The organism is Acinetobacter sp. T63, assembly GCF_053852345.1.
In genome coordinates this window covers 544,596-556,832 of the sequence record NZ_CM132659.1, presented here as the reverse complement: position 1 = coordinate 556,832, position 12,237 = coordinate 544,596, and the positions used below count along the sequence as shown (strand labels likewise).

Below are 12,237 nucleotides of genomic sequence, written 5' to 3'. Positions count from 1 at the left end.
CAAGTTAGGCGAAACACTAAATTAGTAGAACACTTTGATTTTATAAGTGTCTGAATATGTACCTGCACGCTGGAATGGAGCTACTGCCGAGTTAGTAACCGAAACAGTATATACATCATCTGCTAGACCATCATGGTTACTGTTACCCCAAGCAATCGCACCACCACCTGTTTTTGTTGTTGTGATTGTAGTTGGAATACGTACTGTGCCATCATCTTCATGCTTAACATATGTACTTGCATTGGTACCATTGTTTGCAGTTGTAATATTTAATACATAGTGAGTATTACTTCTTACTGTATAGTTAGATGTTTTGGTACCACCGGCTTTGCTCAACTCAATTGCTGATCCGCCTTTAATTTCACATTTTTTTGGAACTTCTAGTTTAATTGGAATATCTTTTTCACAACCTAAAGTTGTACAGTTATTCCAGTTATGTTTACCACCTGGTTTACCAGCTGTTTCAGCTTCTGTTGCATAAATTGCTGATGAGCAAGTACCTGCAAATAATACCGCCATAGCTGTTTTAATTAATGTAGACATGTCGTGTTTCTCCATAACTTTAATATAAGAACCATTTTTCTAATCACTCACCCAAACCAGAATATCTTTAGACTGATTAAAATCCGATCCTGAGCAAGTTCTTTTATTGTAGGTATTCCACAGAAAAAACCATCTATACGGGATTTTTCACACAAGGATAAGTATTTATTTTTTAAAATTATTTTTCTTGCTTAATCGACTGTTTTTGGGCTAATTCTCTTTTTTTGGTGACCCAAATTCTCCTTGCTACTTGGGTCACTATTTTTAGGGAATTTTTTTCTAACCAGTTTTTTAAGATAAAAACAAATAGATGTTTTTTATAAAAAATATTAAATACCCTTAATAAACATTCCTTTACATTTATTACACTTTTTTTTAGTTTTCCCTAGAATATTGGAATTTTCCACCAAAAATTAGTTGAAATCTCACGTATTTTTAAGAAGCCTGACAATTTAAATAGATTATTTAATTGTTATTTTAAATATAAAATACTTAGTAGTGGGGATAGCCTTATTCAATAAACTGTCAGGAAGAAATAATAAAATACATAAAGCACATCAGAAAAAACCAAAGCAGCCCAATCTGTTTTATTCCTGATTCATTTTTTACTTTTTTTGCATTTATTCATTTTTCACTCGACTTTTAATCTGAGTAAAAAATAATTCTTCTAAATAAAAGTATTTTTCAGCCAATTTAGTACCCCTATGCGATTAATTATCTCACTCAGTACAGTAGTTCTTTTTCATGCCGATGATCTGGCAGCGACGTCAAAGCAGCACTTTAAGTGAAGCGTAAGAAGTAAAAAACAGTGTTTTGTATGAAGTACAAGGAAGAAAAGCACTCCTTTGAATGAAGCAAGGCACACAATATTAAATGTAAAAAAACCACTCTATGATCTGCACCCCGAAAGTTGGACACTCTTAGTCCAATTTGAAGGGTGCTTTTCTATGGCTAAATATTCTCAACAGTTTAAACTTGAAGTTGTTCAAAATTATTTATCAAATAAAAATGATGATGGGTTTAGAAAAACAGCTAATAAATATAAATTAGACAGAGCTACTATTCGACAATGGGTTGCTATATACCAGACTCTTGGCGAAGACGGCTTGAAACCTCAATCTCATCGCATAACCTACTCTACAGAGTTCAAACTTAAAGTTGTTCTTAAAATATTGAATGATGGCTTGTCACTTATCGATGCTTTAAGATTTTTTAAATTAAAAGAAGTTGGAACTCTTTCTACATGGTTGCGCAAATATCAGGCACACGGTATAGATGGCTTAAAATCTAAGCCCAAAGGACGACCCAAACAGATGCCAAAGCCACAGCGACCTAGAATTAAAACCTCACAAGAAGATCGAAATAAAACTCAAGAACAGTTACTTGAGGAATTGGCGTATCTACGGGCAGAGGTCGCTTATCTAAAAAAGCGGAGAGCCTTGATTCAGAAGCGCAAAGAACAGGAAAAAGCCGAACAGCAACGGCTGCAAGATTCATATCTGAATTAAGGCAAAGCTATCAATTAAGGCACTTGTTACGTACATCGGGAATGGCTCGAAGCACTTACTTTTATCATGAGCAGCAATCAAAGCGTGAAGATAAATATAGTGACCTTAAACAGCAAATTAAGGCGATATATCATAAACATAAGGGACGATACGGGTATCGCAGGATTACACTTGCCTTGAAGAATTTGGGGTTTACCATTAACCATAAGTGTGTTCAACGCTTGATGCAGTCCATGCAGCTCAGATCATGTATTAGAGCTGTAAAATATCGCTCTTATAAGGGGCAAATTGGTAAAATTGCTAAGAATGTGTTGCAGCGTCAATTCAAGGCAGACAAGCCCAATCAGAAGTGGGTAACAGATGTAACTGAATTTAATGTACGCGGTGAAAAACTTTATCTGTCACCCATCATGGATTTGTTTAATGGTGAAATCATTGCGTTTCAGCTCCAACGTAGACCACTGTTTGGTTTAGTTAAAGATATGTTGAAAGATGCTATCGCCAAGCTCAGCTCGAATGATAAGCCAATTATTCATTCAGATCAGGGCTGGCAATATCAAATGAGATTTTATCAGCAACAGCTTCAACAGCACGGGCTTATTCAAAGTATGTCGCGTAAAGGTAACTGTCTGGACAACGCTTCAATGGAAAGCTTCTTTGGAATACTTAAATCAGAATGTTTCTATGGTGAGGAATTTAATTCAGTTGAAGAGTTGGAACAGACCGTGAAAGAATATATTCATTATTACAACCATGAACGAATCAAGGTTAAATTAAAAGGACTGAGTCCTGTAGAATACAGAACTCAGTCCTTAAAAGCTGCTTAATCAAACCGTCCAACTTTTTGGGGTCAGATCATCTAGTGAGTGGGTCTTCGCGTTCAAATCAAATGATTCGAGAAATTAGTTCTTTTCTTTGTCTACGATTTTGTTTGCTTGAATCCAAGGTATGAGCAAGCTCAGAACACTGTTCTGAGTGAAGTGCAAGGAAAGAAAAGCACTGCTTTCTTTTCTTTAAGGCACGGAAGTTAACTTAACTCAGTAAGCTCTATTTTTAAATGACATAAAAAAGCCCCTGTGAAACACAAGGGCTTTTTGGCTCAGAAATTAGAACTTAGTTCTTTTCTTTATCAACGATTTTGTTTGCTTGAATCCAAGGCATCATCGCACGCAATTTAGCACCAGTTACTTCGATACCGTGAGCAGCATTTTGACGACGACGAGCAGTCATAGATGGGTAGTTTAAAGCACCTTCCTGGATGAACATCTTCGCGTATTCACCAGATTGAATACGTTTAAGCGCATTACGCATTGCTTCACGAGACTGTTCGTTGATGACTTCAGTACCTGTTACGTATTCGCCGTATTCAGCGTTGTTTGATACAGAGTAGTTCATGTCCGCAATACCGCCTTCGAACATTAAGTCAACGATCAATTTAAGTTCGTGTAGACATTCGAAGTAAGCCATTTCAGGCGCATAACCCGCTTCAACCAGAGTTTCGAAGCCCATTTTAACCAGTTCAACGGCACCACCACAAAGAACCGCTTGCTCACCGAACAGGTCAGTTTCAGTTTCTTCACGGAAAGAAGTTTCGATGATACCTGTACGGCCACCACCTACGCCTGAAGCGTAAGAAAGTGCAAGGTTACGTGCGTTACCAGAAGCATCTTGGTGAATCGCGATAAGATCAGGAACACCTGAACCACGTTGGTATTCAGAACGTACAGTGTGACCAGGTGCTTTAGGTGCAACCATGATTACGTCTAAGTCAGCACGTGGAACAACTTGGTTATAAAGAACAGAGAAACCGTGAGCAAATGCTAAAGTCGCGCCTTGCTTGATGTTTGGCTCAATCACGTCACGATAAAGTTGCGCTTGGAACTCATCTGGAGTCAAGATCATCACCACGTCAGCTTGTGCAACTGCAGCAGGAACTTCAGCAACTTTAAGACCTGAATTTTCAGCTTTTTTCCAAGAAGCTGAACCAGCACGTAAACCAACAGTTACGTCAACGCCAGAATCTTTAAGGTTAAGCGCATGCGCGTGACCTTGTGAACCGTAACCAATAATCGCTACTTTCTTAGATTGGATGATAGATAAGTCGCAGTCTTTATCGTAAAAAATTTGCATTGCTGTCTCCGCTTAAATGCTTTTGATTCCTGTCCGCTAGGGCAATTTCATTATTCAGCTTGCTAGCGCCTCTCCCAGTCGGGAGAGGTGAATTCGTTGTTAAATTAAATGGTTAAAACTTTTTCGCCACGTGCGATACCCGATACGCCTGAACGCACCACTTCCAGAATGGTGTTCTCAGCCAACGCATCAATAAAGCCATCGAGCTTTTCTGTGGTACCGGCAATTTGAATGGTATAGGTCGTTGGTGTCACATCGACCACCTGACCACGGAAAATATCTGCAGTACGCTTGATTTCATCACGTGCTGAACCCAGTGCTTTGACTTTAATCAGCATCAGTTCACGTTCAATATGCGCACCTTCAGACAAGTCCACCACTTTGACCACTTCAACCAGCTTATTCAGCTGCTTGGTAATCTGCTCGATTTTGTGGTCATCACCATAAGTAGTGAGTGTCAAACGTGACAAAGTCGGGTCTTCAGTCGGTGCTACGTTCAGCGTCTCAATGTTATAACCACGTTGAGAGAACAAGCCCACTAAACGAGAAAGCGCACCAGCTTCGTTTTCAACGAGAACGGAAATAATGTGTCTCATTCTGTACGCTCCCCTTTTCCTAACCACATATCTTTCATGGACTGACCGGCAATCTGCATCGGATAAACGTGTTCAGTACGGTCAACCATCACGTTAATAAATACGCATTTATCATTGATGGCCATGGCTTCAGCCAGCTTCGATTCAAGCTCATCGGCATGGTCAATCTGGATTCCCACGTGACCATACGCTTCCATCAGCTTGGCAAAGTCAGGTAAAGACTCTACATATGAGCTTGAGTGACGACCTTCATAGTTCATATCTTGCCACTGTTTTACCATACCCAAGGCACGGTTGTTCAGGCACAGAATTTTCACGTTCAAGCCGTATTGCTTACAGGTCGACAGTTCCTGAATACACATCTGGATGGATGCTTCACCAGTAATACACACCACCTGCTGGTCTGGATATGCCAATTTAGCTGCCATCGCATATGGCAAGCCTACACCCATGGTGCCCAAGCCACCCGAGTTGATCCATTGACGTGGGCGCTTGTATTTGTAGTAAAGCGCACCAAACATCTGATGCTGACCAACGTCAGAAGTAATAATGGCCTCACCATTGGTCACTTTATCTAAAGCTTCCACCACCTGTTGTGGCTTCATGGTGCCATCAGTTGGCTTTTCATATTTCAAACCATGAACTTTACGCCATTCATTGATCTGCTCCCACCATGCAGCAATCGCTTCAGGATTTGGCTTCGACACATTCATCTGTTTCAGCTGTACCAGCATCTCCTGGAGTACAGGTTCAACTGCGCCCACAATTGGAATGTGCGCCATGATGGTTTTAGAAATTGTTGCCGGGTCAATATCAATATGAATGACTTTAGCATTCGGACAGAATTTTGCCGGATTGTTGGTGACACGGTCATCGAAACGCGCGCCGACACACAGAATCACGTCTGCATTGTGCATGGCCATGTTGGCTTCATAGGTACCGTGCATACCGAGCATGCCGATGAATTGCGGATCATCACCCGGGAATGCGCCCAAGCCCATTAAGGTATTGGTCACCGGATAACCCAGAATATGCGCCAGCTCAGTTAACTGTGCTGCGGCATTGCCCTGCACCACACCACCGCCTGAATAAATCACTGGACGTTTGGCATGAATCAGTTCATCAATCGCTTTACGGATTTGACCTGAGTGACCACGATGTGGTGGTTGATACGAACGCATCTTCACTTTTTCAGGATATTCGTAGGCAAATTTTTCTGCCGGATTGGTCGCATCTTTTGGAATATCAACCACAACCGGACCAGGACGGCCAGATGACGCGATATAGAATGCTTTTTTAATAATTGATGGAATTTCGCTGGCATGACGCACCTGGAAACTGTGTTTTACGATTGGTCGGGAAATCCCCACCATATCGGTTTCCTGGAACGCATCTTCACCAATTAAATGAGAAGCAACCTGACCTGACAGAATCACCATTGGAATGGAGTCCATATAGGCTGTTGCAATTGGGGTAACGGTGTTGGTTGCACCTGGACCTGAAGTCACCAGCACCACACCGGTCTTACCGGTTACGCGCGAGTAAGCATCAGCCATATGGCCTGCTGCCTGTTCATGGCGCACAAGGTAATGATTGATTTTGTCTTGTTGAAAGAACGCGTCGTAAATGTGTAAAACGGCGCCGCCTGGGTATCCAAATACATGTTCAACGCCTTCGTCCGCTAATGCACGAACGAGCATTTCACCACCAGATAAAAGTTCCAACGTGATTCACCCTAATCTTAATCACTGCGAAATGGGAGGCATTTGCAGCGTTTCATTAATTCATTGTTGCACTGTTATAGCACACATATTTCATAGTTTTCATCGCAATAGGAAAAATTTGTGATCTGATTGCTGATTGAGCAATATGAGATCTAAAAACATGTTGGGATAAACACGTTTCACAGCTTTGTTCAGCTTCTCGGCTAGAGAAGTTGCCCATTGCATGACATGACACTTATTCGAAGGGTGATCGATCTAAGGCATATAAAACTAAAGACAGCATTTTTGTAGTTTCGTCCCCTAAAGTCAAGTTTAAAAATTGGCTTTTTTCCTAAACTTGGCTGTGTGCCTGTTTTTTAAACATATCTGGTTTTCAAGCATTACATAGAAAAATTTAAATTTCCGTTATAAAACATGATATTTCATGTGCTTGCCTTTATTTCACATAAATTTTAAATATAAAATACATAAAAAAAATGAATGAATTTTATTAAATAAAAAATCGTTTATTTATAATTCACCCATCAAAATGGATCATTCTGCAGCAGTAAAATGGTTATTTCAGATACAACAGCCGAGGATATTCAGGCGCAGATTCATGCAGTTATTTTTCATCTTCCAGCCTAAAAATTAATCAACTTTGGCGCCAATTATTGCTAAGATAAACGCGCAGATTGATCAGCTGAATACAGCATGAGGATAACAAGATGAATCGCTCTATTTTAACTTGGGGATTATGTTCAGTAGTCGCACTGGCCAGCGCCAATGTGATGGCCAAACAGTACTACAAATGGGTCGATGCCAATGGTTCAACCCATTACACCACCACCCCGCCACCGAAAAATGCCAAGAAACACGGCAAAGTCGATACTTACGGCTGGCGCAACTCTGCCCCAACGACTTCAGCGCAAACGGCGGCAGCGAATAATACGCACAGTCCAACCACAGCACAGACAGCGAACACGCCAGCAACCGCTCCCGAGATGGATTCACAGCAACATGAAGCCAATGCTGCCCTGCAGCAAGCCCAACAGGAACGTGCCAATCCGCAAGTTTTTTAAGTTTCTGCTTGCTCTGGCCCGATCAGTTAAATTTTTCCAGCAGAAACCGCCGCGCAAAATTCACTTTTCGCTACATTTTGCGCTATGCTGTGCAACAAACTTTTAACCGTAATTCATTAATCCGTTTATGACTACTCATATTGACCCTGAATATCAAGCCAGTGCGATTGAACCTCAAGTCCAAAGCGACTGGGAAACTCGCAAAGCCTTTAAAGTTGCCGACACTGTAGAAGGTCCACGTCGTTATATCCTCTCGATGTTCCCTTACCCAAGTGGCAAACTGCATATGGGTCATGTGCGTAACTATACGATTGGTGACGTGATCAGCCGTTTCCACCGTTTAAAAGGCGAAACCGTACTGCAACCAATGGGTTGGGATGCCTTCGGTCTGCCTGCTGAAAACGCAGCCATTGCACACCAGGTTGCACCAGCAAAATGGACTTTTGAAAACATTGATTACATGCGTAATCAGTTGAAAAAACTTGGTCTATCGATTGACTGGGATCGTGAATTTGCAACCTGTACACCAGAATACTATCGCTGGGAACAATGGTTATTTGTTCAGCTTTATAAAAAAGGTCTGATCTACCGTAAACTTTCAACGGTGAACTGGGATCCAGTGGATCAAACCGTACTTGCCAACGAACAGGTTGAAAATGGTCGTGGCTGGCGTTCAGGTGCATTGGTTGAAAAACGTGATATTCCAATGTACTACTTCCGCATTACTGACTATGCGCAAGAATTACTGGACGACCTAGACACGCTGAAAGACGGTTGGCCACAACAAGTATTAACCATGCAACGTAACTGGATTGGTCGCTCACAGGGTATGGAAATTACCTTCCCTTCAGCAAATCCTGACGTGTATGCAGATGGTTTAACAGTCTTCACAACACGTGCTGACACCTTAATGGGCGTGACGTATGTTGCAGTTGCAGCAGAGCACCCAATGGCGCTTAAAGCAGCTGAAAACAACCCTGAACTTGCTGCATTTATCGAAGAATGCCGTATGGGTTCAGTTGCAGAAGCTGATCTTGCGACTGCTGAGAAGAAAGGCATGGCAACAGGTCTTTCTGTAAAACACCCTGTGACTGGTGAAGAAGTTCCTGTTTGGATCGCAAACTACGTGCTGATGTCATACGGTTCAGGTGCGGTGATGGCAGTGCCTTCACACGATGAACGTGACTTCGAATTTGCCAACAAATACGGCTTAACGATTAAGCAAGTGATTGATGCCAAAGGCGCTGATGATGCAGACTTTGATGCAACTCAGTGGCAAGAATGGTACGGCTCTAAAGAAGGTAAATTGGTCAATTCAGGTGAATTTGACGGTTTAGACTTCCAAGGTGCTTTCGATGCATTCTTGGCAAAACTTGAACCACAAGGCCTTGCCAATGTCAAAGTTCAATTCCGTTTACGTGACTGGGGTGTTTCTCGTCAGCGTTACTGGGGTTGTCCAATTCCAATGATTAACTGTGACACGTGTGGTCAAGTGCCAGTACCTGAAGAACAACTGCCTGTTGTGCTTCCAACGGACGTTGTGCCAGACGGTTCAGGTAACCCATTGAACAAAATGCCTGAATTCTATGAAACCACTTGCCCATGCTGTGGTGGCGACGCACGTCGTGAAACCGATACATTGGATACCTTCGTAGAGTCTTCTTGGTACTACGCACGTTATGCATCTCCAGACTTTACAGATGGCATGGTGAAACCTGAAGCGGGTCAAACCTGGTTGCCTGTGAACCAATACATCGGTGGTGTGGAACACGCGATTCTGCACTTGTTATATGCACGTTTCTTCCACAAATTGATGCGTGACGAAGGCGTGGTACAAGGCAACGAACCATTCACCAACTTGTTAACACAAGGTATGGTACTTGCCGATACTTATTACCGTGAAGCGGAATCAGGTAAGAAAACGTGGTTCAACCCTGCCGACATCGAACTTGAAAAAGACGAAAAAGGTCGTATCACGTCTGCGAAATACAAAGGTGATGGTCAAGACGTCATTGTTGGCGGCCAAGAAAAAATGTCGAAATCGAAAAACAACGGGATCGACCCACAAGCGATTATTGACCAATACGGCGCAGATACTGCACGTGTGTTCATGATGTTTGCAGCCCCTCCTGATCAATCTTTAGAATGGTCGGATGCTGGTGTTGAAGGTGCAAACCGCTTCTTGAAACGTGTATGGCGTTTAGCGACAGGTTTCCTTGAACAAGGTAACACTGCTTCAAACATCGACAAAGCTGCACTTTCGACTGCTGCACAAGACTTACGTCGTAAAACGCATGAAACCATCCAAAAAGTGGGTGATGACATCGAACGTCGTCATGCATTTAACACTGCCATTGCAGCGATGATGGAACTTCTAAACGCGAACAACAAGTTTGAAGCGAAAGATGACAATGACGTGGCTGTGGCTCGTGAATCCATCACCACACTTCTGACTTTGCTGGCACCATTTGCACCACACTTAAGCCAGACTTTATTGGCTCAGTTTGGCATTGAGTTAACCTCTGCTCAATTCCCGACTGTGGATGAATCTGCATTGACTCGTAATACACAAACCATCGTGGTTCAGGTGAACGGTAAACTTCGTGGCAAACTTGAAGTGTCTGTGGATGCATCGAAAGATGACATTTTGGCACAAGCGAAAGCATTGCCTGAAGTGCAACAATTCTTGACTGGCCCAACCAAGAAAGAAATTGTGGTGCCGAATAAGTTAGTGAATTTGGTGGTTTAATTCCTTAGGTTCCCTCTCCTCTCAGGAGAGGGTTAGGGAGAGGTGAAATATTAAAAGCACCCTCATCCTAACCTTCTCCCAAAGGGAGAAGGGAATATAAAGGAACAATCCCTCCCTTGCGAAGCAATGCTTCTCACCCTTTAAAAAAGGGAGGAGAACCCATTTTTTATAATATGGACCGTGGAAGTCCCCCTTTGTAAAAGGTGAGCCATATATGGCACAAGAGGGGGACCTTTAAGGACGAATCCCTCCAAACCTCCCTTTACCAAAGGGAGGCTTAAAAAACACAAAGCCCGTTGCCAGTCAACGGGCTTTGCACATACAATCAAAATCTCATTTTATTTTTCGCTTGATTCAGGCCAACACAGAGGACAACACATGCATTTGGGCAAACGTGTCGCAGCTATTGTACTTACATGCGGTTTAGCTACTAGCCTGGTCGGTTGTGGTTTTCATCTGAAAGGCACCAACCCAACCGTCGCCCCGGTGGCCTATTCGAAAATGCGTCTGGCGCTGCCTGCCCAAGCGGAAGAATTACAGGAAAAACTGTCGATTTATTTGGGTGCCGCCGGTGTCCAGCTCAGCAATAGCAATGATGCCTATCTGCTGCGGGTACTCGACTATAGCCCGCGCCGTCTGGAATTAAATGGCAAGCTGGTCGAAACCATGCTGCGTTTAAATGTGACTTTCCGTATTGAAGATGCACAAGGCAATCCGGTAACTGAACCGCGTACCGTAGTCGCCACCCGAAGCTATCAATATGATGTCGCAACAGTGAACACCGATGATCAGGAACAGAAATTCCTGCGTGATGTGATCATTGATGACGTGGCTCAGCAAATCGTACGTCAGATTTCATCAAACCGCTTACCTGCCGCATCGACCAGCCAAACTGCTGCACCATGAAACTGGATTACTTACAGGCCCTGAAACGGATTGATGATGCCCGGGGAGCCTGGGTGCTGCATGGTCAGGAACCACTACTAGAACAAAACCTGATTGATGCTTTTCGCCAAAGCTGGCAGAAGCAGGACATTGAACGTCAGCGCTATGACATTAGCAGCGTCAGTGACTGGAAAAATGTCTTTAATGCCTTAAACAGCCTGTCTTTATTTTCCACCCAACTGGCAGTTGAAGTGCATGGCAACATCAAGCCCGATGCCAGCAGCTTAAAACTGCTGAAAAGCTATTTACAACAAGACAGCAATAACCTGCTGCTGGTGGTCATGCCCAAGCAGGATGCCAGCAGCCTCAAGTCAAGCTTTTTCCAGACGGTGGAGGCCAATGGCGTTTGCGTCGCCTTAACGGCAAATTACCCACGCGATCGTCAGCAGATTTTAGCAGTTGAAGCGCAGAAACTCGGGATTCAACTGGCCAATGATGCCTGGCAATGGCTGGAACAGCATCATGAACACAACTTGCTGGCGGCCAAAAATAGCTTGATGCGGGTGCGCGATACATTTCCGGACCTTGAACAGATTCAGATTGAGCATTTATATGCCTGCCTGCAAGACCAGTCACGCTATACCACTTATGATTTAAGCGATGCCCTTTTAGCCGGAAATCTGGCTCAATCTATCAAGATTTTTCAGTATCTGACTGCCTCTGGCGAGCCGATGAGCCTGATTTTATGGAGCATCAGCAAGGAAATGCGGCTTCTGATGCAACTATTCGAACAACCGCAGAATGCCCTGCAGCTCGGGATTTGGAAAAACAAAGTCAGTGTTTATCAACAGGCCTTACGGCGTTTAAACCCAAACTGTTTTTTGTACTGGCCAGCTTTATTATTACGCATTGATGCTGCAATTAAAGGGATGTCCAAAGAAAACCCTGAACATCTGGTGCTTCAAGCGATTACTGAATTGTGCGGTAAAACCCTGTTTGCGACATCACCTGCCTAATAGCTTAAGTTAAATTCTTAATTTA

Annotated in this window: 9 protein-coding genes; 5 read left to right on the top strand and 4 right to left on the bottom strand. The window is 43.0% G+C overall.

The features are described from left to right. Nucleotides 1-21: 21 nt before the first annotated feature. Complete coding sequence (locus ACVLR6_RS02625; RefSeq protein WP_455995786.1) at nucleotides 22-543, bottom strand: hypothetical protein; 522 nt, start codon at nucleotides 541-543, stop codon at nucleotides 22-24. Nucleotides 544-1,490: 947 nt separating this feature from the next. Here ACVLR6_RS02625 and ACVLR6_RS02620 point away from each other — a divergent pair. Beyond that, a protein-coding gene (locus ACVLR6_RS02620; protein WP_370670888.1) for an IS3 family transposase occupies nucleotides 1,491-2,878 on the top strand; the annotation gives its coding sequence in 2 pieces (ribosomal slippage) (nucleotides 1,491-1,985 and nucleotides 1,988-2,878; 1,386 coding nt in all). Nucleotides 2,879-3,164: 286 nt separating this feature from the next. Here ACVLR6_RS02620 and ilvC read toward each other — a convergent pair. The 3 genes from ilvC to ACVLR6_RS02605 form a co-directional block, all read right to left on the bottom strand. Next, nucleotides 3,165-4,181 (bottom strand): ketol-acid reductoisomerase, encoded by a 1,017-nt coding sequence (gene ilvC, locus ACVLR6_RS02615; RefSeq protein ID WP_005182373.1) that lies wholly within the window; start codon nucleotides 4,179-4,181, stop codon nucleotides 3,165-3,167. Between the two features lie 104 nt (nucleotides 4,182-4,285). Beyond that, nucleotides 4,286-4,777, bottom strand: coding sequence for an acetolactate synthase small subunit (ilvN, locus tag ACVLR6_RS02610; protein ID WP_005182370.1), 492 nt, complete (start codon nucleotides 4,775-4,777; stop codon nucleotides 4,286-4,288). Beyond that, on the bottom strand, nucleotides 4,774-6,501 hold the full coding sequence (locus ACVLR6_RS02605) for an acetolactate synthase 3 large subunit (protein ID WP_035363671.1): 1,728 nt from the start codon (nucleotides 6,499-6,501) through the stop codon (nucleotides 4,774-4,776). The genes ilvN and ACVLR6_RS02605 overlap by 4 nt, the downstream gene beginning before the upstream one ends. A gap of 707 nt (nucleotides 6,502-7,208) precedes the next feature. Here ACVLR6_RS02605 and ACVLR6_RS02600 point away from each other — a divergent pair. From ACVLR6_RS02600 to holA, 4 genes are all read left to right on the top strand, one after another. Next, complete coding sequence (locus ACVLR6_RS02600; RefSeq protein WP_160243530.1) at nucleotides 7,209-7,562, top strand: DUF4124 domain-containing protein; 354 nt, start codon at nucleotides 7,209-7,211, stop codon at nucleotides 7,560-7,562. 127 nt (nucleotides 7,563-7,689) lie between these two features. Next, on the top strand, nucleotides 7,690-10,311 hold the full coding sequence (gene leuS / locus ACVLR6_RS02595; protein WP_160243531.1) for a leucine--tRNA ligase: 2,622 nt from the start codon (nucleotides 7,690-7,692) through the stop codon (nucleotides 10,309-10,311). A 378-nt stretch (nucleotides 10,312-10,689) separates the two neighbouring features. Then, complete coding sequence (locus ACVLR6_RS02590) at nucleotides 10,690-11,217, top strand: LPS-assembly lipoprotein LptE (RefSeq protein ID WP_005182353.1); 528 nt, start codon at nucleotides 10,690-10,692, stop codon at nucleotides 11,215-11,217. Beyond that, entirely contained in the window at nucleotides 11,214-12,212 is a 999-nt protein-coding gene (gene holA, locus ACVLR6_RS02585) for a DNA polymerase III subunit delta (RefSeq protein ID WP_455995783.1), read from the top strand. Before ACVLR6_RS02590 ends, holA begins: the two co-directional genes overlap by 4 nt. The last annotated feature ends 25 nt before the right edge of the window (nucleotides 12,213-12,237 follow it).